Annotated in this window: 18 protein-coding genes, 2 tRNA genes and 3 rRNA genes; 17 read left to right on the forward strand and 6 right to left on the reverse strand. The window is 61.6% G+C overall.

Annotated elements, in window-relative coordinates:
• Window positions 1-76 precede the first annotated feature (76 nt).
• From tyrS to rrf, 6 genes are all read left to right on the forward strand, one after another.
• On the forward strand, window positions 77-1,276 hold the full coding sequence (tyrS, locus tag ACYQ12_RS02990) for a tyrosine--tRNA ligase (protein ID WP_459867505.1): 1,200 nt from the start codon (window positions 77-79) through the stop codon (window positions 1,274-1,276).
• A 651-nt stretch (window positions 1,277-1,927) separates the two neighbouring features.
• Window positions 1,928-3,467: ribosomal RNA gene (locus tag ACYQ12_RS02995) — 16S ribosomal RNA — on the forward strand.
• Window positions 3,468-3,565: 98 nt separating this feature from the next.
• Window positions 3,566-3,642 (forward strand) — tRNA-Ile (locus ACYQ12_RS03000).
• Window positions 3,643-3,745: 103 nt separating this feature from the next.
• A tRNA-Ala gene (locus ACYQ12_RS03005) sits at window positions 3,746-3,821 on the forward strand.
• Window positions 3,822-4,040: 219 nt separating this feature from the next.
• A 23S ribosomal RNA gene (locus ACYQ12_RS03010) occupies window positions 4,041-6,928 on the forward strand.
• Between the two features lie 126 nt (window positions 6,929-7,054).
• A 5S ribosomal RNA gene (gene rrf / locus ACYQ12_RS03015) occupies window positions 7,055-7,170 on the forward strand.
• The 16S, 23S and 5S rRNA genes sit together here with 2 tRNA genes alongside, the layout of an rRNA operon.
• Before the next feature lie 577 nt (window positions 7,171-7,747).
• Here the strand turns inward: rrf and hisC are convergent.
• Window positions 7,748-8,803 (reverse strand): histidinol-phosphate transaminase, encoded by a 1,056-nt coding sequence (gene hisC / locus ACYQ12_RS03020; protein WP_459867508.1) that lies wholly within the window; start codon window positions 8,801-8,803, stop codon window positions 7,748-7,750.
• Between the two features lie 109 nt (window positions 8,804-8,912).
• Between hisC and ACYQ12_RS03025 the strand changes: the two genes are divergently transcribed.
• From ACYQ12_RS03025 to mnmH, 6 genes are all read left to right on the forward strand, one after another.
• Complete coding sequence (locus tag ACYQ12_RS03025; RefSeq protein WP_459867511.1) at window positions 8,913-9,800, forward strand: AEC family transporter; 888 nt, start codon at window positions 8,913-8,915, stop codon at window positions 9,798-9,800.
• An 82-nt stretch (window positions 9,801-9,882) separates the two neighbouring features.
• Complete coding sequence (locus ACYQ12_RS03030; RefSeq protein WP_459867514.1) at window positions 9,883-10,980, forward strand: alkene reductase; 1,098 nt, start codon at window positions 9,883-9,885, stop codon at window positions 10,978-10,980.
• A gap of 99 nt (window positions 10,981-11,079) precedes the next feature.
• Window positions 11,080-11,535: a copper resistance protein NlpE N-terminal domain-containing protein gene (locus tag ACYQ12_RS03035; RefSeq protein ID WP_459867517.1), complete on the forward strand. Its 456-nt coding sequence runs from the start codon at window positions 11,080-11,082 to the stop codon at window positions 11,533-11,535.
• Window positions 11,536-11,646: 111 nt separating this feature from the next.
• Window positions 11,647-13,020 carry a DNA repair protein RadA gene (gene radA, locus ACYQ12_RS03040; protein ID WP_459867520.1) on the forward strand — a complete coding sequence of 458 codons (1,374 nt, stop codon included), beginning with the start codon at window positions 11,647-11,649 and terminating at the stop codon, window positions 13,018-13,020.
• A gap of 194 nt (window positions 13,021-13,214) precedes the next feature.
• Window positions 13,215-14,252, forward strand: coding sequence for a selenide, water dikinase SelD (gene selD, locus ACYQ12_RS03045; RefSeq protein WP_459867523.1), 1,038 nt, complete (start codon window positions 13,215-13,217; stop codon window positions 14,250-14,252).
• Window positions 14,249-15,334, forward strand: a complete 1,086-nt coding sequence (mnmH, locus tag ACYQ12_RS03050; RefSeq protein WP_459867526.1) for a tRNA 2-selenouridine(34) synthase MnmH — start codon at window positions 14,249-14,251, stop codon at window positions 15,332-15,334. Before selD ends, mnmH begins: the two co-directional genes overlap by 4 nt.
• Here the strand turns inward: mnmH and ACYQ12_RS03055 are convergent.
• Window positions 15,331-16,023: a type 1 glutamine amidotransferase gene (locus tag ACYQ12_RS03055; RefSeq protein ID WP_459867528.1), complete on the reverse strand. Its 693-nt coding sequence runs from the start codon at window positions 16,021-16,023 to the stop codon at window positions 15,331-15,333. The two genes, mnmH and ACYQ12_RS03055, sit on opposite strands and share 4 nt — an antisense overlap.
• A 68-nt stretch (window positions 16,024-16,091) precedes the next feature.
• Here ACYQ12_RS03055 and ACYQ12_RS03060 point away from each other — a divergent pair, with 68 nt between their 5' ends.
• Genes ACYQ12_RS03060 through ACYQ12_RS03070 form a run of 3 tightly spaced genes read left to right on the forward strand, consistent with a single transcriptional unit; the run spans window position 16,092 to window position 17,848 of the window.
• On the forward strand, window positions 16,092-16,388 hold the full coding sequence (locus ACYQ12_RS03060; RefSeq protein WP_459867530.1) for an MGMT family protein: 297 nt from the start codon (window positions 16,092-16,094) through the stop codon (window positions 16,386-16,388).
• A gap of 40 nt (window positions 16,389-16,428) precedes the next feature.
• On the forward strand, window positions 16,429-17,025 hold the full coding sequence (locus ACYQ12_RS03065; protein ID WP_459867532.1) for a YjaG family protein: 597 nt from the start codon (window positions 16,429-16,431) through the stop codon (window positions 17,023-17,025).
• A gap of 52 nt (window positions 17,026-17,077) precedes the next feature.
• A complete protein-coding gene (locus ACYQ12_RS03070) occupies window positions 17,078-17,848 on the forward strand; it encodes a CHAD domain-containing protein (RefSeq protein ID WP_459867535.1) in 771 nt (256 codons plus the stop codon).
• Between the two features lie 30 nt (window positions 17,849-17,878).
• On the opposite strand, the gene hisF is transcribed toward ACYQ12_RS03070, so the two are convergent.
• The 4 genes from hisF to hisB all read right to left on the reverse strand — a co-directional run bounded on the left by hisF (window position 17,879) and on the right by hisB (window position 20,746).
• Window positions 17,879-18,652, reverse strand: coding sequence for an imidazole glycerol phosphate synthase subunit HisF (gene hisF / locus ACYQ12_RS03075; protein ID WP_459867538.1), 774 nt, complete (start codon window positions 18,650-18,652; stop codon window positions 17,879-17,881).
• Between the two features lie 2 nt (window positions 18,653-18,654).
• Entirely contained in the window at window positions 18,655-19,410 is a 756-nt protein-coding gene (gene hisA / locus ACYQ12_RS03080; protein ID WP_459867541.1) for a 1-(5-phosphoribosyl)-5-[(5-phosphoribosylamino)methylideneamino]imidazole-4-carboxamide isomerase, read from the reverse strand.
• 71 nt (window positions 19,411-19,481) lie between these two features.
• Window positions 19,482-20,123 (reverse strand): imidazole glycerol phosphate synthase subunit HisH, encoded by a 642-nt coding sequence (hisH, locus tag ACYQ12_RS03085; protein ID WP_459867544.1) that lies wholly within the window; start codon window positions 20,121-20,123, stop codon window positions 19,482-19,484.
• A gap of 29 nt (window positions 20,124-20,152) precedes the next feature.
• Window positions 20,153-20,746 carry an imidazoleglycerol-phosphate dehydratase HisB gene (gene hisB, locus ACYQ12_RS03090; protein ID WP_459867547.1) on the reverse strand — a complete coding sequence of 198 codons (594 nt, stop codon included), beginning with the start codon at window positions 20,744-20,746 and terminating at the stop codon, window positions 20,153-20,155.
• Between the two features lie 130 nt (window positions 20,747-20,876).
• Here hisB and ACYQ12_RS03095 point away from each other — a divergent pair, with 130 nt between their 5' ends.
• Window positions 20,877-21,368 (forward strand): acetyl-CoA sensor PanZ family protein, encoded by a 492-nt coding sequence (locus tag ACYQ12_RS03095; protein WP_459867550.1) that lies wholly within the window; start codon window positions 20,877-20,879, stop codon window positions 21,366-21,368.
• Window positions 21,365-23,713: an AsmA family protein gene (locus ACYQ12_RS03100; RefSeq protein ID WP_459867553.1), complete on the forward strand. Its 2,349-nt coding sequence runs from the start codon at window positions 21,365-21,367 to the stop codon at window positions 23,711-23,713. Before ACYQ12_RS03095 ends, ACYQ12_RS03100 begins: the two co-directional genes overlap by 4 nt.
• Window positions 23,714-23,802 lie beyond the last annotated feature (89 nt).

Below are 23,802 nucleotides of genomic sequence, written 5' to 3' on the forward strand. Positions count from 1 at the left end.
CTCAACCGCCCGGTCAAGACATGCTAACATCCCCGGCCATTGGCCAAGGCAACCGTTTTCAGTGGAGATCGATACGATGACCGACGTCTCTAGCGCGCTGGCGCTGATCAAACGCGGGGCGCACGAGATTCTGGTGGAGGAGGAACTCGTCAGGAAGCTCGAGTCCGGACGCAAGCTGCGCATCAAGGCCGGCTTCGATCCCACCGCCCCGGATTTGCACCTGGGGCATAGCGTGCTGCTGACCAAGATGCGCCAGTTCCAGGAGCTGGGACATGAGGTGATCTTCCTGATCGGCGACTTCACCGGGCGCATCGGCGATCCCACCGGCAAGAACGTGACTCGCAAGCCGCTCACCGAAGAGCAGGTTCGGGCCAATGCCCAGACTTACAAGGAGCAGGTGTTCAAGATCCTCGATCCGCAGTTGACCGAGGTGCGCTTCAATGCCGAATGGTTCGGCGAGATGAGCGCGGCGGACATGATCGAGCTGGCGGCACAGAGCACGGTGGCGCGCATGCTCGAGCGTGACGACTTCGAGAAGCGCTATGCGGCCAATCAGTCCATTTCCATTCACGAGTTTCTCTATCCGCTGGTGCAGGGCTACGATTCCGTGGCGCTGAAGGCGGATATCGAACTCGGTGGCACCGATCAGAAGTTCAATCTGCTCATGGGGCGTGAGGTTCAGAAGCACTTCGATCAGGAACCGCAGGTGGTCATCACCATGCCGCTGCTCGAAGGGCTCGATGGCGTGCAGAAGATGTCCAAGTCACTGGGTAACTATGTGGGCGTGGACGAGGCGCCCGGGGCGATGTTCAACAAGTTGGTATCGATGCCCGACAGTCTGATGTGGCGTTACTTCGAGCTGCTCTCGCTCAAGTCCAATACGGAAATTGAAGGCCTCAAGCGTGACGTCGAGCAGGGCGCCAATCCGCGTGACGTCAAGATGGTCCTGGCGCGCGAGTTGATCGGCCGCTATCACGGCGAAGAGGCTGCGGCGAATGCCCACAAGGCCAGCGGCAATCAGTTGGCCGATGGCGAGTTGCCCGCAGATCTGCCTGAAGTGTCGGTGGATTTCGAAGGCAGTGCCCAGGCGCCCATCGCGGCGGTGCTCAACCGGGCCAATCTGGTCAACAACAGCGCGCAGGCCAAGGACATGCTCGGCAACGGCCGGGTCAGGGTCGATGGCGAAGCCGTTGCTCGCGACCATATGCTGGACACGGGCAGAACTTACGTCATCCAGGCTGGCAAGAAGCGCTTCGCGCGTGTCACTCTGACCTGAGATTCCTGCAGCCGCAGTGCCATCGTTCAACGCCCGCCTCGTGCGGGCGTTGTTTATCCACAGCCGGTCTTTGCTTCGGCGCCGCGAATGGGTGTGGATAACGCGTCGGAGTATAAGGATGACCCTCGCATGACAGGTTCTACAATTTTTTATGACGCAGGGCTTGTCAGGGCGGAGCGGGCAGCGTAAAGTACGCCTCCGCTGCTGCCGACGCCCAGACGTCGCCGGCGGTGGGAAGTGAGGCAAGGCATTGTTGTCGTTGGGTTTTTCAATGGCGCCGTGAGTTCCAGACGCGCCGAAAATCGCTTGACGACGCCACCGGAAACGGTAGAATGCGCCCCACTCGAGGCGGCCGCCATCCCAGGGCGGGCCCGACGATCCGCAGCGATCGCCAGGCCATCCGGGGTTGACAAATCCGGCCGGCTCAGTAGAATACGCCTCTCTCGCGGCGGGGTCCTCGGGCCGGAAGCGACGCCAGGCGATGGTCTGGTGCGTTTAGCGAGACGCTCTTTAACAATCGATCAGGTAATTCATGTGGGCGCTTGCCGACGAAGGGGTGAACAGTCACCAAGACCTTCAAGGCAAGCGACTCGTCAAGAGAAGCTTTGACCTTGAGCCAAGTTTGGTCCGCTTAACGGACTATATGATTTTAAACTGAAGAGTTTGATCATGGCTCAGATTGAACGCTGGCGGCAGGCCTAACACATGCAAGTCGAGCGGCAGCGGGAGGTGCTTGCACCTCGCCGGCGAGCGGCGGACGGGTGAGTAATGCATAGGAATCTGCCCGGTAGTGGGGGATAACCTGGGGAAACCCAGGCTAATACCGCATACGTCCTACGGGAGAAAGCAGGGGATCTTCGGACCTTGCGCTATCGGATGAGCCTATGTCGGATTAGCTGGTTGGTGAGGTAACGGCTCACCAAGGCAACGATCCGTAGCTGGTCTGAGAGGATGATCAGCCACACTGGGACTGAGACACGGCCCAGACTCCTACGGGAGGCAGCAGTGGGGAATATTGGACAATGGGCGCAAGCCTGATCCAGCCATGCCGCGTGTGTGAAGAAGGCCTTCGGGTTGTAAAGCACTTTCAGCGGGGAAGAAGGCCTGGGGGTCAATACCCCTCAGGAACGACATCACCCGCAGAAGAAGCACCGGCTAACTCCGTGCCAGCAGCCGCGGTAATACGGAGGGTGCGAGCGTTAATCGGAATTACTGGGCGTAAAGCGCGCGTAGGTGGCATGATAAGCCGGTTGTGAAAGCCCCGGGCTCAACCTGGGAACGGCATCCGGAACTGTCACGCTAGAGTGCAGGAGAGGAAGGTAGAATTCCCGGTGTAGCGGTGAAATGCGTAGAGATCGGGAGGAATACCAGTGGCGAAGGCGGCCTTCTGGACTGACACTGACACTGAGGTGCGAAAGCGTGGGTAGCAAACAGGATTAGATACCCTGGTAGTCCACGCCGTAAACGATGTCGACCAGTCGTTGGGTCCCTTGAGGACTTAGTGGCGCAGTTAACGCGATAAGTCGACCGCCTGGGGAGTACGGCCGCAAGGTTAAAACTCAAATGAATTGACGGGGGCCCGCACAAGCGGTGGAGCATGTGGTTTAATTCGATGCAACGCGAAGAACCTTACCTACCCTTGACATCCTGCGAACCCGGAAGAGATTCCGGGGTGCCTTCGGGAGCGCAGAGACAGGTGCTGCATGGCTGTCGTCAGCTCGTGTTGTGAAATGTTGGGTTAAGTCCCGTAACGAGCGCAACCCCTATCCCTATTTGCCAGCGGTTCGGCCGGGAACTCTAGGGAGACTGCCGGTGACAAACCGGAGGAAGGTGGGGACGACGTCAAGTCATCATGGCCCTTACGGGTAGGGCTACACACGTGCTACAATGGCAGGTACAAAGGGTTGCAAGACGGCGACGTGGAGCGAATCCCAGAAAGCCTGCCTCAGTCCGGATCGGAGTCTGCAACTCGACTCCGTGAAGTCGGAATCGCTAGTAATCGTGAATCAGAATGTCACGGTGAATACGTTCCCGGGCCTTGTACACACCGCCCGTCACACCATGGGAGTGGACTGCACCAGAAGTGGTTAGCCTAACCTTCGGGAGGGCGATCACCACGGTGTGGTTCATGACTGGGGTGAAGTCGTAACAAGGTAGCCGTAGGGGAACCTGCGGCTGGATCACCTCCTTAATCGACGACTCGCCTCTTCCCGGCAAGTGTCCACAATGAATTACCTGATCGGCCAGAGCAAAAGACTGTTTGGGTCGCGGACCCAGTGGTTTGAAGCCGGGTCTGTAGCTCAGTTGGTTAGAGCGCACCCCTGATAAGGGTGAGGTCGGCAGTTCGAGTCTGCCCAGACCCACCAAATTTTATCCAGTGCTTTGTTATTTCGTGACTTGCCTAGCAGGCTAGGCGGCGCCACGAAATGCCTCGCCCTGACTAAAATTATCCCATCAAGGGACATCAGAGGGGCCATAGCTCAGCTGGGAGAGCGCCTGCCTTGCACGCAGGAGGTCAGCGGTTCGATCCCGCTTGGCTCCACCATCCTCTCTTCCCGACAGTCCTCGTTTCGTGACCAGTGATAAACGCTGAACAGGCCCTCCGGCCTGGCTGAGCGCTTATCACTGTTCTCTGAACAGTCGCTCTTTAACAATATGGATCATGCTGACAAAAGTCTCTCTTAGGCATAAGAGAGCAAGATACGTCTCAAGCGTATCCGGCAATTGTCGTAGTGATCGCAGACCAGACCCCTTCGGGTTATATGGTCAAGCGATTAAGCGCATACGGTGGATGCCTTGGCAGCCAGAGGCGATGAAGGACGTGGAAGCCTGCGATAAGGCTCGGCGAGGTGGCAAACAACCTGCGACCCGGGCATTTCCGAATGGGGAAACCCACTCACCATCAGGTGAGTATCGCTGCATGAATACATAGTGCAGCGAGGCGAACCGGGGGAACTGAAACATCTAAGTACCCCGAGGAAAAGAAATCAACCGAGATTCCCCCAGTAGCGGCGAGCGAACGGGGACCAGCCCTTAAGCGTTGGGGCCGATAGGCGAACAGGGTGGGAAACCTGACCATAGCGGGTGACAGTCCCGTAGCCGAAATCCAACCAACGTGAAATCGAGTAGGTCGGGGCACGTGAAACCTTGACTGAAGACGGGGGGACCATCCTCCAAGGCTAAATACTCCTGGCTGACCGATAGTGAACCAGTACCGTGAGGGAAAGGCGAAAAGAACCCCGGCGAGGGGAGTGAAATAGATCCTGAAACCGTATGCGTACAAGCAGTGGGAGCCGACTTAGTTCGGTGACCGCGTACCTTTTGTATAATGGGTCAGCGACTTATTTTCAGTGGCGAGCTTAACCGAATAGGGGAGGCGTAGGGAAACCGAGTCTTAACTGGGCGACCAGTCGCTGGGAATAGACCCGAAACCGGGCGATCTATCCATGAGCAGGGTGAAGGTTGAGTAACATCAACTGGAGGCCCGAACCGGGATCTGTTGAAAAAGATTCGGATGACTTGTGGATCGGAGTGAAAGGCTAATCAAGCTCGGAGATAGCTGGTTCTCCTCGAAAGCTATTTAGGTAGCGCCTCACGTATTACCGCCGGGGGTAGAGCACTGTTTCGGCTAGGGGCCCATCCCGGGTTACCAACCCGAGGCAAACTCCGAATACCGGTGAGTACAGCGTGGGAGACACACGGCGGGTGCTAACGTCCGTCGTGAAAAGGGAAACAACCCAGACCGTCAGCTAAGGCCCCAAAATCCTGGTTAAGTGGGAAACGATGTGGGAAGGCTTAGACAGCTAGGAGGTTGGCTTAGAAGCAGCCATCCTTTAAAGAAAGCGTAATAGCTCACTAGTCGAGTCGGCCTGCGCGGAAGATGTAACGGGGCTCAAACCAGGTGCCGAAGCTACGGGTTCATCCTCTGGATGAGCGGTAGAGGAGCGTCGTGTACGCCGGTGAAGGTCTGTTGAAAAGCAGGCTGGAGGTATCACGAGTGCGAATGCTGACATGAGTAACGACAAGGGGAGTGAAAAACTCCCCCGCCGGAAGACCAAGGGTTTCTGTTCTACGTTAATCGGAGCAGAGTGAGTCGGCCCCTAAGGCGAGGCCGAAAGGCGTAGTCGATGGGAAACGGGTCAATATTCCCGTACCGGATGTGATTGCGATGGGGGGACGAAGAAGGCTAGGTGAGCCCGGCGTTGGTTGTCCGGGTGAAAGTGAGTAGGCTGGGATTTCAGGCAAATCCGGAATCCCAAGGCCGAGACACGAGACGAACAGACTACGGTCTGGAAGTCATTGATGCCACGCTTCCAGGAAAAGCCTCTAAGCTTCAGATCACATGCGACCGTACCCCAAACCGACACAGGTGGTCAGGTAGAGAATACCCAGGCGCTTGAGAGAACTCGGGTGAAGGAACTAGGCAAAATGGTGCCGTAACTTCGGGAGAAGGCACGCCGGCATTAGGTGAAGCCCCTGCGGGTGAAGCCGACGCCGGTCGAAGATACCAGGTGGCTGCAACTGTTTATTAAAAACACAGCACTCTGCAAACGCGCAAGCGGACGTATAGGGTGTGACGCCTGCCCGGTGCCGGAAGGTTAATTGATGGTGTTAGCTCACGCGAAGCTCCTGATCGAAGCCCCGGTAAACGGCGGCCGTAACTATAACGGTCCTAAGGTAGCGAAATTCCTTGTCGGGTAAGTTCCGACCTGCACGAATGGCGTAATGATGGCCACGCTGTCTCCACCCGAGACTCAGTGAAATTGAAATCGCAGTGAAGATGCTGTGTACCCGCGGCTAGACGGAAAGACCCCGTGAACCTTTACTATAGCTTCACACTGGATGCTGATGTTGCTTGTGTAGGATAGCTGGGAGGCTTGGAAACCCGGACGCCAGTTCGGGTGGAGCCAACCTTGAAATACCAGCCTGGCATCATTGGCGTTCTAACTCAGACCCGTCATCCGGGTCGAGGACAGTGTGTGGTGGGTAGTTTGACTGGGGCGGTCTCCTCCCAAAGCGTAACGGAGGAGCACGAAGGTACCCTCAGCACGGTTGGAAATCGTGCACTGAGTGCAAGAGCATAAGGGTGCTTGACTGCGAGACAGACACGTCGAGCAGGTACGAAAGTAGGTTCTAGTGATCCGGTGGTTCTGTATGGAAGGGCCATCGCTCAACGGATAAAAGGTACTCCGGGGATAACAGGCTGATACCGCCCAAGAGTTCACATCGACGGCGGTGTTTGGCACCTCGATGTCGGCTCATCACATCCTGGGGCTGAAGTCGGTCCCAAGGGTATGGCTGTTCGCCATTTAAAGTGGTACGCGAGCTGGGTTTAGAACGTCGTGAGACAGTTCGGTCCCTATCTGCCGTGGGCGTCGGAAGTTTGAGAAGCGCTGCTCCTAGTACGAGAGGACCGGAGTGGACGTACCTCTGGTGTTCCGGTTGTGATGCCAATCGCATTGCCGGGTAGCTATGTACGGACGGGATAACCGCTGAAAGCATCTAAGCGGGAAGCCCCCTTCAAGATGAGACTTCCCTGGGGCCTTGCGCCCCCTGAAGGGCCCAGCAAGACCAGCTGGTTGATAGGCACGGTGTGGAAGCGCAGCAATGCGTTGAGCTAACGTGTACTAATGGCCCGTGAGGCTTGACCATATAACCCCAAGGGGTCTGAGGTCACCTCGACAATTGCCGGATACCAGAGACGTATCGCGGTCAGCAGATCCATGTTGCGTCGTCGCGCGGCGGGCCGGAAGGCCTCGCGGGACGACACCAGTTACGCCTGACGACCATAGCGTGCGGGAACCACCTGACCCCATGCCGAACTCAGCAGTGAAACCGCTCAGCGCCGATGGTAGTGTGGGGTCTCCCCATGCGAGAGTAGGTCATCGTCAGGCACCTATACCGTACCCCAGCTTCGAAAGAAGCTGGGGTATTTTATTGGTGTGGAGGAAAGCCAGGGGTCTCCTCATGGAGAGTCCCGGAACGCCGGCCGAGTCATCGTCAGGCACCTATACCGTACCCCAGCTTCGAAAGAAGCTGGGGTATTTTATTGGTGTGGAGGAAAGCAAGGGGTCTCCCCATGGAGAGTCCCGGAACGCCGGCCGAGCCATCGTCAGGCACCTATACCGTACCCCAGTTTCGAAAGAAGCTAGGGTATTTTATTGGTGTGGAGGAAAGCAGGGGGTCTCCTCATGGAGAGTCCCGGAACGCCGGCCGAGTCATCGTCAGGCACCTATACCGTACCCCAGCTTCGAAAGAAGCTGGGGTATTTCATTGGTGTGGAGGAAAGCAAGGGATCTCCTCATGGAGAGTCCCGGAACGCCGGCTGAGTCATCGTCAGGCACCTCTTCGAACCCCCTGTCCATACGGACAGGGGGTTTTTGCGTTGGCCGGCCGTCAGCCTTCCGACCGGTTCCCGGCGGCCGCAGAGGCGCCCGGCGGAAACCGGGCTCATGCCCGGAAGGGGCGAGCCTAACGGCACAACGCCTCCAGCGCCTCGATCAGGCTGGCCATCTCGTCATCGGTGCCGATCGTGATGCGCAGGAAATCGCGCAGGCTCGTGGTGTTGAAATGCCTGACCAGAATGCCGCGTTCGCGCAGGCCGGCAAATATCTCGCCGGCCTCGAGCTCAGGGTGGCGTACCAGCACGAAGTTGGTCTGTGACGGCAGGACCTCGAAGCCCAATGATTCGAGCTGCCGGCACGTCCGCTCCCGGGTCGTCATGACACGCTCACGGCAGGCATCGAAGTGCGCCGTATCCTGCAGCGCCGCAACACCCGCTGCGATCGCCAGGCTATCGAGGGGATAGGAGTTGAACGAATTCTTGACCCGTTCCAGCCCTTCGATAAGTTCACACGAACCGATGGCATATCCCAGACGTAACCCCGCCAAGCTGCGGGACTTGGAAAACGTACCGGTGACCAGCAGGTTGGAGTGGCGCTTGATCAGCGGGACCGAGCTTTCACCACCGAAGTCCACATAGGCCTCATCCACTAGCACGACGCAGTCGGTGACACGTTCAAGAAGGCCTGAGATGGCTTCTTGTGAGTGTCCATGTCCTGTCGGTGCGTTGGGATTGGCGAAAATCACCCCCCCGTCTTCGTTGGTAAACGCATCCAGCGATACACGCCACTGCGCGTCCAGAGCAACCTGCCGGTAATCGATACCGTAGAGCTTGCAATAGACCGGATAAAAGCTGTAGGTGATCGTCGGCATTGCCAAGGGGGCTGCCTGCCGGAAGAAGGCCTGAAAGGCCAGGGCCAGGACCTCATCGGAACCGTTGCCCACGAAGACCTGCTCCGGGGAGACGTCATAGGTATCCGCCAGCGCCTGGCGCAGCGACGTGGCGTCCGGGTCCGGGTAGAGGCGCAAGTGGTCGATCGGATACTCGTGCAGTACCTGTTCGACGCCCGGCGCCGGCGGGTAGGGGTTCTCGTTGGTATTCAGCTTGATCAGCCGCTCGCGCGGCTGCTCGCCCGGCACGTAGGGCGTCAGTTCGCGTACCGCAGGACTCCAGAACTTGCTCATGGTCACTCGCATGGGTGTGGGTAGATCTCATGTCATGGTGACGCGGCGGGGCAAACCGCGCAAGCTGTGGCACATACCGGAGCCTAACGTACAACAGGGAACGTCACGTATGCTCGCCAAGATTTTCGCTACCTTACTGCCGGTTTTTCTGATCGCCGCCTGCGGCGCGCTTTACGGCAGGTTCCGCAAGCCCGACATCCGCAGTCTGAACACGCTGAACATGGAGCTGTTCGTTCCGCTGCTGATATTTTCGGTTATGGCAGATCGCCAGGCCCCGCTTGAGGAGTACGGGCGTCTGGCGCTGGCTGCCGCTGTCATCGTTCTGGGTTCCGGCGCACTGTTGTGGCCATTGGTGCGCCTGCTAAAGTACGATCCCCGTACCTTTCTGCCCCCGATGATGTTCAATAATACCGGCAACATGGGGATTCCTCTTCTGGTGCTGGCGTTTGGTGACGCGGCTCTGCCCGCTGCCGTGGTGGTCTTTATCGTCGAGATGCTGCTGCACTTTTCGGTAGGGCTACGGATACTGGCCCCCCGCACGCCTCTCTGGCGCCTGCTGCGCATGCCTATCGTATTCGCGAGTCTGATGGGACTGGCTTCCAACCTGGCGGATATTCACCTGCCGGCGTGGTTGTTGGAGGCGATGCACATGCTGGGGAGCGTCAGTATTCCCCTGATGCTGTTCGCGCTGGGAGTCCGCATGCTGGATATCGACCTGAGCGACTGGAAGACCGGTGTACTGGGCGCGTTGTTATGCCCTCTGAGCGGTATCCTGCTGGCTTGGCCTTTATCGGTAGTGCTGGAGCTGCAAGGCCTCAATGCTGCCGTCCTCTGGGTGTTCGCTGCGCTACCTCCCGCCGTTCTCAATTATCTCGTGGCAGAGCAGTATCGTCAGGAGCCACATAAAGTGGCTTCGTTGGTGCTGATTGGCAACCTGGGCAGCCTTATCGTCATGCCGCTTACCTTGGCGATGATTTTTTCCTATCACGTCGTTTAACAATCTTCCCGACTCGTGACCTTGATTAGTTCCCTAATGGCCACATGTTGTAATCATTGCTCATCTGTCAGAGAGAGGATTCATGGCTTACGAACAACTGCTTTCCCCCGTCACGCTGGGGCGAGTCGAACTCCCCAACCGCGTCATCATGGCTCCCCTGACGCGCTCGCGCACGCCGGATAGCGTTCCGGGTGACATGCAGGCGACCTACTACGCCCAGCGTGCCGATGCAGGCCTGATCATTAGCGAGGCGACCAATATCTCGCCAACGGCACAGGGCTATGCTTACACCCCGGGGATCTGGACCGATGCCCAGGAGCAGGGTTGGAAGAAAGTCGTCGGCGCAGTGCACAATGCCGGTGGGCGCATGGCCCTGCAGCTCTGGCATGTGGGACGTATCTCTCATGAGATGATTCAGCCCGAAGGGCGGCAGCCGGTCGCGCCCAGTGCCTTGCGTGCCGAAGGGGCCAACTGCTTCGTGGAGTTCGCCGATGGCAGTGCCGGTCAGCACCCTACCAGCACGCCTCGTGCGCTCGAAACCGACGAGATTCCCGGCCTCATCGATGATTACCGTCAAGCGGCCAAGCGTGCCAAGCGCGCCGGTTTCGATATGGTGGAGGTCCATGCCGCCAATGCCTATCTGCTGCAGCAGTTCCTGGCCACCGGTTCCAACAAGCGCACCGATCGCTACGGCGGCAACCTGGTCAATCGGGCTCGCCTGGTACTGGAAGTCGTCGACGCCGTCAGCGAAGTGATGGGAGCCGACCGGGTCGGCATCCGCCTGTCGCCTTTCATCGAGATTTTCGGTCTTTCCGACGATGAGCCCGAAGAAATGACCTACTACTTGATGGAGCAACTGTCACGTCGCAAGATTGCCTACGTGCATATCAATGAGCCCGACTGGACCGGCTCGGGGCCCCAGCTGGACGATGCGTTCCGCCGTGCAGTGCGTGATCGCTTCCAGGGTGCGCTGATCTATTGCGGCCACTACACTGCAGAGCGTGCCGAGAAGTTGATTGCCGACGGGCTGGGGGATGCCGCAGCGTTTGGTCGCCCCTATATCGCCAATCCCGATCTGGTCGAGCGCTTCCGTCGCAAGGCTCCCTTGAACGAACCGGATCCCAGTACATTCTATGGTGGAGGCGCCGAAGGCTACATCGACTATTCCACATTGTCGTAAGTCGATAGCGTCAGGGGGTGTCAGGCTGCACGGCTTACCGCTATCCTGTCGATATGCGGACGCATAAGCGGCCCATGGCCCATTGGTTAGGAGGACTATATGCAGTTCAGGACGTTACTGGCCAGCTCCGCCATGTTGGCGGTACTGGCGGGGTGTGCGGCGCAGTCTCCCCAGGGAGGCGGCGGAGCGACGAGTCCCGAGGCCGAGAATGTCGCGGTTTATGAAGGGACCTTGCCGTGTCGCAACTGCGCCGGAATCGATCTTACCGTGCAGTTGAACGGCAGTGAGAGCGCACCCGCTGAAGAGCGTACCTTTACGCTCAATGCCGACTATCGCGAACACCCCCAGAATCCTCCTGCCGAGGAGTATCAGGGGCAGTGGGATGTGTTGACCGGCACCGCTGTCGACCCGCAGGCGACCGTCTACGAGCTGACACCGAGCGGCGAAGGGCAGATCTATTATTTCCAGAAGATCGATGGCGATACGCTGGAACTGATCGATCCGCAGCGGCGGCGTTTCCAGAATGGTGAGACACTGCGCCTGCAACGCCAGTAATCCACCGATGTGGAGCATGTACGGGGCGGCCATGGGCCGCCCCGCGCGTTTCTGCTTCAGCAGGATAGGTATGAGCCGGCGTTGTTGGCCGGCAGGAGAGCGAACGCCAGCATGGCAAAGACGAAGAGTGCCTTTGTATGCACCGAATGCGGTGCGGAGTACAGCAAGTGGCAGGGGCAATGCTCGAGCTGTCGCGAATGGAATACCCTCACCGAAATACGCTTGTCGACGGCGCGTCCGGGAGCGGCTCCTGCTACCACGGGGCGCAGCGGTTACGCCGGTATCGTCTCGCGTGAGGTGGTGGATCTTGCGGCCGTGGACCTTACCGAGGTGCCGCGGTTGTCGTCGACATTCGGCGAGTTCGATCGGGTATTGGGTGGCGGCATGGTCCCGGGTTCGGCGGTGCTGCTGGGGGGCAATCCCGGTGCCGGCAAGTCAACGCTGCTGCTGCAGGCCGCCTGCAATCTGGCCCAGAGTCGCCGGGTGCTGTATGTCACCGGTGAGGAGTCATTGTCTCAGGTTGCCATGCGGGCTCATCGTCTGCAGCTGCCGGTAGGCGGATTGAAGATGTTGGCCGAGACCAGTGTCGAGACCACTCTTGCCGTGGCCGAGCGTGAACGCCCCGAGATACTGGTGATCGACTCCATCCAGACCATGCACCTCGAGGACATCAGCTCGGCCCCGGGCGGCGTGGCCCAGGTGCGTGAATCCGCTGCAGCTCTGACACGCTTCGCCAAGCAGACGAATACCGTGCTGTTGCTGGTCGGGCATGTGACCAAGGACGGCACGCTGGCCGGGCCCAAGGTGCTCGAGCACATGATCGACGCCTCGCTGCTGCTCGAGGGCGGAGCCGATTCGCGCTTTCGGACGCTGCGCGGGCAGAAGAACCGCTTTGGCGCCGTCAACGAATTGGGCGTGTTCGCCATGCTCGAGCACGGGCTCAAGGAAGTGAAAAACCCTAGCGCCATCTTCCTTTCGCGCAGCGAAGAACAGGCTTCCGGCAGCCTCGTGATGGTGGTCTGGGAGGGGACGCGGCCGATTCTCGTCGAAGTGCAGGCGCTGGTCGACGAATCGGCACTGGGCAATCCCCGGCGCGTCGCGGTAGGGCTCGATCCGAATCGCCTGGCCATGCTGCTTGCGGTACTGAACAAGCACGGCGGGCTCTTCACCGGCGATCAGGACGTATTCCTGAACGTGGTGGGTGGCGTCAAGGTACTCGAGACCAGCGCCGATCTGGCCGTGCTGCTGGCCGTCGTCTCCAGTCTGCAGAGCCGAGCGCTGCCGCGCGAACTGGTGGTGTTCGGTGAGGTCGGTCTGTCCGGCGAGATCCGTCCCGTCCCCAGCGGACAGGAGCGTATCGTCGAGGCGGCCAAGCACGGCTTCACCCGTGCCATCGTGCCTCGGGCCAATGCGCCCAAGAAATCCCCGCCGGGCATGCAGGTCATCGCCGTGGACAAGCTGGCCGAAGCGCTCGAGGCGCTTTAACGCCGCGGAAAGACGCTTGCCGCCGTTGAGCGTGTTCCGTGACTCCCTTCGCCGAGTGCCGCCATTCCCCCTAGACTTTGAAGAAGCGGGGCTCGATACCTCGCGGCCGCCACCGTCACATGCCGGGACGGCAAGAGTGAACGGTTACCGTGCGGCTTATGTACAATGTGCTCAGGATTAGCAAGGAGAGAGCGATGAGCGCCATTCGACTGACCAAATACAGCCACGGAGCCGGTTGCGGCTGCAAGATCGCTCCGGACGTGCTCGACAGCATTCTCGCCAAGGCGGGACCCGTGGCGTCCCACTCCCGACTGATCGTCGGTAATCAGGGGCGCGAGGATGCGGCGGTCTATGACCTGGGCGATGGGCGCGGCATGATCGCGACGACCGATTTCTTCATGCCGATCGTCGACGATCCCTTCGACTTCGGCCGCATCGCCGCCACCAATGCGATCAGCGATGTCTACGCCATGGGCGGCACCCCGGTCATGGCGCTGGCGATTCTCGGCTGGCCGCTGGACAAGCTGCCGGCGGACATTGCCGGCGACGTGATTTCCGGCGCCCAGTCGGTATGCCGGGAGCTTGGCCTGGCATTGGCGGGGGGCCACTCGATCGATTCGCCGGAGCCGATCTTCGGTCTGGCAGTCAACGGGCTGGTGGATCTCGAACACCTCAAGCTCAACAAGGGCGCCAAGCCCGGCGATCTGCTGTATCTCACCAAGCCACTGGGTATCGGGATGCTGACCACCGCCGAGAAACGCGGATTGCTGGAAGCCGGGCACCATGACCTGGCGCGCAAGACGATGCTCGAACCCAATCTCATCGGCGCCGAGCTGGCACGTGTCAAGGGCGTGCATGCCATGACCGACGTGACCGGTTTCGGGCTGGCGGGACATCTCAGCGAGGTGTGCTCGGCAAGCGGTGTGGCGGCACATGTCGATTTCGGCAAGATTCCCCGCCTGGCCGAGGCGGAAGCCTACCGCCGCCAGGGCGCGCTACCCGGCGGGACCGAGCGTAACCGCCAGGCGCTGGGCACCAGCCTGCCCAAGATGGACGAGGCGCACTGGCAGTGGCTGTGCGATCCGCAGACTTCGGGTGGGCTGCTGCTGGCCGTGGACCCGGCCTGGGCCGACGATGTGGAGCGTATCGGCCGGGCTCACGGTCTGACGCTCGAGGCTTTTGGCGAGTGCGTTCGCCCGCGTGGCGAGGCGTTGATCGAGGTCGTCGGGTGAAGCCAGAGCTGATCGAGCCGGATGTTGCCCTGCTGCGCGAGGGACGCTTGTTGATCGACGTGCGCGCACCCGTCGAATTCCGCCAGGGCGCGCTGCCCGGTGCCATCAACCTGCCGTTGATGGACGACGAGGAGCGCCATCAGGTGGGGCTGACCTACAAGCAATCCGGTCAGGCCGCGGCCATCGAGCTCGGCAACCGTCTGGTGTCGGGCGGTATCCGCCAGGCACGGCTGCGTGACTGGCGCGATGCTGTCGCGGCTCATCCGGACGCCGTGATGTACTGCTTTCGTGGCGGGCTGCGCTCGCAGCTGGTCCAGCAGTGGCTGCGAGAGGTCGGTATCGAGGTGCCGAGGATCCAGGGCGGATGGAAGGCCATGCGTCAGGCGCTGTGTCGTGAAATCGATGCCGCCGCCGAGCGCCCCATGCTGGTCGTGGCCGGGCTGACCGGCTGTGCCAAGACGGAGCTGATCCAGCGCCTCGATACCGGCCTCGACCTGGAGGCCTGCGCTCGCCACAAGGGCTCCGCCTTTGGCCGTCATCCGCTTCAGGCTCCGGCGCAGATCGACTTCGAGCATGCCATGGGCCGGCGGATACTCGAGATTCCACCGGCTTGTGTCGTCGAGGACGAGTCGCGACAGATCGGTCGCATCAACATTCCGCTGACGTTCTGGCGGGGGATGGAGCAGGCGCCGCGAATCCGTGTGGAGATGCCGCTGGATTGGCGGCTCGAGCAGATCCGCAAGGACTACATCGATGACCTGTGGGCGATCTACCGGCACCAGTACGGCGACTGGCTGGGCTGGGCGCTGATGCGCAAGCAGTTGTCGAGCGCGCTGGCCCGGCTCAGGAAGCGCCTGGGGAGCGCACGTCTGCAGCGTCTGCAACGGCTCCAGGCATTGGCCTTCCGCGAGCATGCGGCGGGCAACCGCCAGGCGCACGAAGCCTGGCTGGCACCGCTGCTTACCGAGTACTACGACCCCATGTATCGCCACCAGCTCGAGCGCTATCCGCGCGAGGCGCTGCATGTGGGCGATTGGGACAGTTGTCTGGCCTTTGCGAGGTCTTGGCAGAAGCGTGACTAGGCTGTACGCATCGGTGACAGCCAATGCATCATGACGCGATCGAGCAGTGAGGCGAGACGATCGAAGCGTTGCGGCGTGGCCAGCATCTCTTCGCGCCCCTGTACGAAAGGGCCTCCGGCCGCCTGGATCTCGCGATCATGGGCGAGCAAGGCTTCGGCCATAGTCGGAGTCATCTCCAGATGGCACTGCAGGGCCAGGACGCGTCCCCGGTCCCAGGCGAATCCTTGAACCGGGCTGGCGTCGCTGTAGCCGAGTGGCAGGGCATCTTCGGGAAGGCCGAAGATGTCGCGATGCCAGTGAAAGGCCTCGAAGCTCTCCGGCAGGTCGAAAGGGCTTTCCGGCGCCAGGGTCACGGCGTGCCATCCGGTTTCGGCATAGGTGCCGGGCGAGACGATGGCGCCCAGGCTCTCGGCGATCAGTTGGGCGCCGAAGCCAATGCCCAGCAGCGGCTTGCCGCTCTTGAGGACACGGGCCAGCAGCTTGCGCTCGCGTTTGAGCCAGTCCGGCGTCGTATCGCCGGACTCGGGAGGGCCGCCCAGCAGAATCAGGGCATCGAAGTCCTCGAAGCGCGGCGGAGCCTCGCCAGCATAGAGATGACTCGTGTTGTAGCTGTGTCCCATGCCGGCCAGCCAGTCGGCGAGACGGGCGGGACCGGCGAACGGCGTGTGCTGAAGAAAGTAGATATGCATGGATCCATGATGGATAAGGCCGGAGGCGACGTCCAGTACTGCAACGTTTCCGACCCGGGAGAAAGGGTATGCCGCGGCCTGAAGTGCTCGAGCAGATATATACTATTGTCGCGCAGATTCCGCCGGGGCGCGTCACCACCTACGGGCGGATCGCCAAGATGACCGAAGGGGCGACACCCCGGATGGTGGGCAGCGCCATGCGGCATCTGCCCGCCGGCCATGGCCTGCCCTGGCACCGGGTGATCAACGCCAGTCGGCGCGTCACGGAGCATGAAGGGGCGGTCCGACAGCGCGAGAAGCTGCGTGCCGAGGGGGTGGTCTTCGACAGCGGCGGACGGGTGCCCGACGCTCTGATGTGGCCATGAACCGGTGATGCAGGCAAAAAAACGAGAAGGAAAGCGGGATATGAACCGATCGCGGACAGGCTTCAACGAGCGCCTGCGCCAGCTCGACAGGCGCCGCCAGTTGGCTTACATGGCGACGCTTACCCAGCGCTTGCTGCCCAACTATGCGCTGTACAGTCAGGCCAGCGGCCATGGTGATGCCGGTGCCCTGCGCGGCATTCTGGATCTCGTCTGGGAGACACTGCTGGTCAGTGAGGCGCGTATCGATTTTGCCCGACAGGCGGAGAAGCTCGCATTGCTCGAGCCGCCCGGAGATGACGATAGTTTCGGCGCCCGGCGGGCAGTCGAGACGGTCATGGCGCTGTCGGCGATTCTCGATGCCCTGCAATCAGAGGTGCCCGATGCTCCGTTGGATGTCAGTCGGGTTTCCGGGGATGGTGTGCGAGCCTTCATCGAAATGACCGAAGGGCGCGAAGAGGATGACGCCGAGCAGACCGAGAGCCGCATCCGCAGCCATGAGCTGATGAAAGACGAGCGCGACTTTCAGGACACGGTACTGGAAATGGTGGAGGACGAGCTCGATCGAGACACGCTCAAGGCGCTACGCCGGCTGGGGCGCAATGAAGGCGTCAGCAACCTGGGGCTGAGCCTGGAGTGACGCCCGGCACGTGATAAGCCCGGTACGTGATAATCGAGCCAAGGAGAGAACCATGACCTATCGGGACTATCTTGCCGCCCTGATCGATGAAGCGCACCGGCGCCTGTCTTCGCCGTTGGACGGTGACGACATTCATGAACTGCGCCTGACCTGCAAGCGCTTGCAGGCCGCCTGGCAGCTGCACCGCACGGATCAGCCCAAGGCAACGGTCAAGATGCGCGAGGAAACGCCCAAGCATATCGCCAAGTCGCTGGAGGGTTCCCGGGAAGCGGCAGTACGTCACGCCATGCTGGGCTGGGTCATGCCCCGCGTCACTCCGCCATGGCGTCCCGTATTGGCACGCTTGCGGGCCTCGCTGGCGGCCCAGGCCGGCCAGACGGAAATCGACGCGGATCGGCAGGCGCTGGATACCGAGTTCGACCAGGAGTGGCAGCACTGGGAAGCCGAGCCGCTGACGCCCCAGCGGATGCGCAAGGGGCTCAAGCTGACCCGGAAAAAGGCACGGCGGCTAGCCCGTCGCTGCGCCAAGAGCCGGGATGCGGAACAGTGCCATCGTTGGCGCAAATGGGTGAAGTACCTGACCTACCAGCAACAGATGCGCGAGCAGGTCGAAGACAAGCCGGCCAAGGAGGATCCTCGGCAGCTCAAGCGTCTCGCCAAGCGGCTCGGTCGCCAGCACGACCTGTACAATCTGACGCACTGGCTTGCCAGCCAGTCGCAGGAGGCGGACGTCGATGAGTCGCTGCTCGACGAGATTCGAAATCTCGCCGATCGTCAGCTCGACAAGGGACTGCGTGAAGGACGCAAGCTGGGCTGGCTGTAACCCTTCGCGCGAAGCGGCGGCCAGTTCCCCTTACAGACGCATTTCGATGCCGTGCTCGGCCATGTAGCGCTTGGCATCGGGAATGGTGTACTCGCCGAAGTGGAAGATGCTGGCGGCGAGTACCGCGTCGGCCCCCCCGTCCTTCACGCCGGCCACCAGATGGTCCAGATTGCCGACTCCGCCGGAGGCGATGACCGGCACGCTCACCGCGTCACTGATGGCGCGAGTCACGCCGAGATCGAAGCCTGCCTTGGTGCCGTCGCGGTCCATGCTGGTCAGCAACAGTTCGCCTGCACCGTAGGCGACCATCTTCTTCGCCCACTCGATGGCATCCAGGCCGGTCGGCTTGCGCCCGCCATGGGTGAATATCTCCCAGCGCGGCGCCTCCCCCTCGCCGCTGACCCGCTTGGCATCGATGGCTACCACGATGCATTGATTGCCGAAGCGCTCGGCGGCTTCACGCACGAAGTCGGGGTTGGTCACCGCGGCGGTATTGATCGAGACCTTGTCCGCGCCAGCGTTGAGCATGGTGCGGATATCCTCGCAGCTGCGAATGCCGCCGCCCACCGTCAGCGGGATGAAAACCTCGCCGGCGATGCGCCCGACCATCTCCACCGTGGTGCCGCGGTCCTCATGGCTGGCGGTGATGTCGAGAAAGGTGATCTCGTCGGCACCCTGCTGGTTGTAGCGTTTGGCAATCTCCACCGGGTCGCCGGCGTCACGGATGCCGACGAAATTGACGCCCTTGACCACGCGGCCGGCGTCGACATCGAGACAGGGAATGATGCGTTTGGCCAGGCCCATGGTTACTGTCCTCCGGTCGAGGTGGCGCTGAGGTCATCGCATAGCTGCTGGGCAGCCGCGACATCGAGGCTCCCCTCGTAGATGGCGCGCCCGGTAATGGCACCGAGAATACCGGCATCGGCGACGCGTGCCAGAGCGCGAATATCGTCGAGGTTGGTCACCCCACCCGAGGCGATCACCGGCAGACCGCCCTCGCGGGCGAGCTCCACGGTAGCGTCGAGATTGACGCCCTGCATCATGCCGTCGCGGGCGATGTCGGTATAGACGATGGAGGAGACGCCGGAGTCGGCGAAGCGCTTTGCCAGCTCGGTGGCCTTGACCTTCGAGACCTCGGCCCAGCCATCGGTGGCGACGAAGCCGTCGCGGGCGTCGAGGCCGACAATCACGTGGCCTTCGAAGAGCCGGCACATCTCGGTGACGAACTCGGGATCCTTGACCGCCTGGGTGCCGATGATCACGTAGGAGACGCCGGCATCGAGATAATGTTCGATGGTGGCGGCGCTGCGGATACCGCCGCCGATCTGGATCGGCAGCTCGGGGTAGGCTCGGGCGATGGCGGTCACCGCTGCGCCGTTGACCGGCTTGCCTTCGAAGGCACCGTTGAGATCCACCAGGTGCAGGCGGCGTGCGCCGGTGTCGACCCAGCGAGCGGCCATGGCGACCGGGTCGTCGCCGTAGGTCGTGGCATCGTCCATCCGGCCCTGCTTGAGGCGGACGCACTTGCCGTCCTTGAGATCGATGGCGGGGATGACCAGCATGTCGTGTCCTCGTTGACGCGACGCCCGGCGCCGCGTTCTGCTTATCATAATGTCGGTTGACGTCGGGAAGCTCAGGGCGACCAGGTGACGAAGTTCTCGAGCAGTCGCAGCCCGGCACCGGCGCTTTTCTCGGGGTGGAACTGCACGGCGAATACCGGGCCGCGGCCGGTCGCGACATGGGCCTGAACACCGCCGTACTCGGTAACGCCCAGAATGTCGGCCTCGTCGCGTGCCTCGACGTAGTAGCTGTGCACGAAGTAGAAGCGCGAGGCATCCTCGATGCCGGCCCACAGCGGGTGGGCATGGTGCTGGACGACATGGTTCCAGCCCATGTGCGGCACCTTGAGGCGTTGCCCCTCGGCGTCGCGCAGGTCCTGTCCGAAGTGGCGGACCGTGCCGGGCATGAAGCCCAGGCATGCCACGCCGCCACTCTCCTCGCTCTTGTCCATCAGCATCTGCTGGCCGACGCAGATGCCCAGCAGCGGCTTGGCCTGAGCGGTGAGCAGATCGAGCACGACGCCCTTGAGCTCGGTGCGCTCGAGTTCGCCCATGCAGTCGCGGATCGCGCCCTGGCCGGGCAGGACCAGTCGGGTGGCACCGCGAATCTCGCGAGCATCACGGGTGACCACCACGTGCTCATGGGTGACATGCTCCAGCGCCTTGGCCACGGAGTGCAGATTGCCCATGCCATAATCGATAACGGCGATCGTCATGCTCGCTCCTTGTCCTTTCGGGCGCCGGGTTACAGGCTGCCCTTGGTGGAAGGCATTTGTCCCGCCATGCGCGGGTCCGGCTCGACGGCCATGCGCAGGGCGCGGCCGAATGCCTTGAAGATGGTTTCCGCCTGGTGATGGGCATTGAACCCTTTCAGATTGTCGATGTGCAGCGTGACCCGGGCGTGATTGACGAAGCCCTGGAAGAACTCCCAGAACAGCTGGGTATCGAGGCGGCCGATGACGGCGCGGGTGAATTCGACATCCATGAACAGGCCGGGGCGGCCGGAAAAGTCGACGACCACTCTGGAAAGCGCCTCATCCAGCGGTACGTAGGCGTGCCCATAGCGACGGATACCGCGCTTGTCGCCGATTGCCTGAGCGAAGGCCTGCCCCAGCGTAATGCCCAGATCCTCCACGGTATGGTGATCGTCGATGTGCAGATCGCCCTTGGCCTCGATATCGAGATCGATCAGCCCGTGGCGTGCCACCTGGTCGAGCATGTGGTCGAGAAAGGGCACACCCGTCTCGCATTGGAGACGGCCCTGGCCGTCGAGGTTCACGCGTACCGAAATCCGGGTTTCGGAGGTGTCGCGCGACACCGTGGCGATACGCTCGGACATGTTGGCTCTCCAGCGGCTTGATCGTGTCGTCGGGAGGGTGGCGGCGGCACCTTCCGCGCCTCACCCAGACCCGCCATTATAGAGAATCGGCTAGGCCATCCGCTACAATGCCGGGCAATGACGGGCGGCCATGTTTCGCCGTCCCGGCGACAGGAGACTTGACGGCATGCCGGTGACCTTGCAGGAAGTCGATCACGCGCGGTGGGCAGCGGACGCGCAAATCGCATTGGATCTATCGCGAATCTATCATGATGCATCGCCGGAGCGCCTGCCGGCAGCCCCCGATGATTTCATTCGCGACCATCTCGAACAGGGCGGCACGTTCTGCTGCGCCCATTTCAATGATCGGCGGCTAGGGGCGGTCGCTGCACGCCGCGAACCGGACGTCTGGTGGCTGTCGCATTTCTGCGTGAGAACCACGACCCGGCGTCGCGGAGTGGGGTCCCGGCTGTTGTCGCTGATCGCGAAAGAGGCTCGTGACGCTAGCATTGCCCTTCGCGTACCTGCCGAGGCCCTGATGATGGGAGACCAGTTGCTGCTCTCGCGCCTGGGCTATCGCCTCGATGAGCGAGGCGGCTACTTCGAATACGACCCGTTAGCGCCACACGGAGGACGCGGATGAAAGCGCTGGTAAGAACGCTGCTGGCGGTGATCGGGGTCCTGGCCCTGCTCGTCGTTGGCGCGGTGGTGTATATCACCACCTTTTTCGATCCCAACGATCTCAAGCCCCGCCTGGTAGAGGCGGTGCGCAGCCAGACGGGGCTCGAGCTTCAACTCGAGGGGCCGCTGTCCTGGTCGTTCTATCCGCGTATCGGCGTCAGTGTCGAGCAGGCCGAAGCCTGGCTGCCCGACCAGCCTCTCGAGGAGGCGCCGTTTGCCGCTTTCGACAGTGCGGCGGTCAGCATGGCCTTCGCCCCGCTACTCTCCGGAGAGGTGGCCGTGGATGGCCTGACCCTGGATGGCATGCGTCTCAATCTCGAGCGCGACGAGCAGGGGCGCGGCAACTGGGAGGCGCTGCTCGAGCACATGGAGGGTCGCGGCGAAGAGGCCGAGGATGTGCTGGCTCCCGCCAGTGCCGGGCCGGGATTGGGTAATGATGCCGACAGTCTGCCGGTGGCACTGGATATCGCCAGCGTGCAAGTGCGCGATAGCCGCGTCAATTACGTGGACCGGCAACTGGGGCTGGACCTCACGTTCACCGACCTGACGGTAGAGGGCACCAATGTCAATCCCGAACGGGCTTTTCCGTTGGCGCTCTCTTTCGATGTCACCAGTGCCGAGCCGAACCTTAACAGTCACGTCGATTTCGCCAGCAGGGTCCGCCTGGGGCTGTCGAACGGCCGGTATACGTTCGACAATGTGACACTGGACTCGCAGACGGTGATGCCCGAGCTGTCCGACCAGCCCCAGGGGCTGAATTTCCAGGCCGACAGTCTGGTGGCGGATACCGGGGAGCAGTTGTACAGCCTCGACGGTGCCCGCTTCGATGCCAGCGTGACGCATCCGCAGATACAACAGCCTCCCTTGGCGCTGACGCTGAGCTTTGCCGGGAATGCCGATCTCGCGGAACAGACGGCGCAGTTGCGTGACGTATTGCTCAGCGGGGCGGATAACCTGCGTCTGTCCGGATCGGTGAGCTTTACCGACCTGCTGGAGACGCCGCAGTATTCCGGCCAGGTGAAGCTTGCACCGATGTCGCTGCGTGCCTGGCTCGCGCGCTTCGGCGTGGCGGTCGATACTGGCAGCGATACGGCACTCACCGACTTGGCGCTGACCAGCCCACTGCGTGGTGATCTGACGCAAGCGACGCTGACCAATCTCAGCCTCCTGCTGGACGGTTCCACCTTCACCGGCCGTCTGGGTGCGGGCTTTGGTGGTCAGTCGTTGGCGTTCGACCTGCAGGGCGAACGCCTCGATCTCGATGCCTATCTGCCGTCGTCCGATGCAGAGGGCGAGTCGGCTGACACTGCAGCCATCGTACCGGCCGTCCCGTCCGCCTATGCGGCGGAAGAGGAGGCGGAAGCGCTATTGCCGATCGAGCTGCTGCAGACCCTGACGCTGGAGGGGAAACTGGCGCTCGAACAGCTCAAGGTCAAGGGGCTGACGCTTAGCGATGTCGCTCTGACGGCCTCCGGCGCGGATGGGCGCCACCGGATCGATAAACTGGACGCCAAGCTCTATGACGGCACCCTCGCCGCCACCGCCAGCGTGGACGTACGCCAGGAGCCGGTTCGCCTGGCATTCAGCGAGCAGTTGCGGGAGGTGGATATCGCACCGCTGTATCAGGATGCCACCGGTGAAGCCTCGCCGCTGCGCGGTCGTCTCACCCTGGAAGGCGAATTCACGTCACGTACCAACACCCTCGATACGCTGGTCCGTAATCTCAACGGCAATGCGTCGCTGCGTATCGACGATGGCGCCATGCTCGACGTCAACGTTTCGCGCGAGATGTGCACGACGGTAGCAATGCTCGAAGGACGCGAATCGACACGCGAGTGGAGCGAGGATACGGCCTTCGATCAGATTGCCGCCAGCGTCCGGGTAGTGAACGGCGTGGCACAGAATGACGATCTGACGATCCGCATTCCCGGCATCGAGCTGACTGGCGAGGGCAGCGTGAATCTGGTCACCGAGCGACTTGACTACGATGCCTTTGCGCGTTTCATCGACACTGCCGATGAGGAGGCCTGCAAGGTCAACCCGCGTCTCGAGCGCGTGCGGGTCCCGGTGCATTGCGAAGGGAACCTGAATGAAGCGCCTGGCCAATGGTGCGCCTTTGATCGCCAGGCCTTCCAGAACGTGCTGACGGAACTGGCGCGTGACGAGGCTTCGCGCAAGGCTTCGGAGCGCGTCGACAGGGAACTCGACAAGCGGCTGGGTGGCGATACGGCGAAAAAGATCGATGAACGCCTCGGCGAAGGCACTACCGAGGAACTTCGCAATACGCTGCGTGGTCTATTCAATTGAGCAAAGCCCTAAGCCAGTCCCTGCGCCGACGAGAGTCGGCGCTTTTTTATGCCTGGATCCGTTATTCAGGCGACTGGCAGGCGCCACCA

The organism is Halomonas shantousis (genome assembly GCF_054654615.1).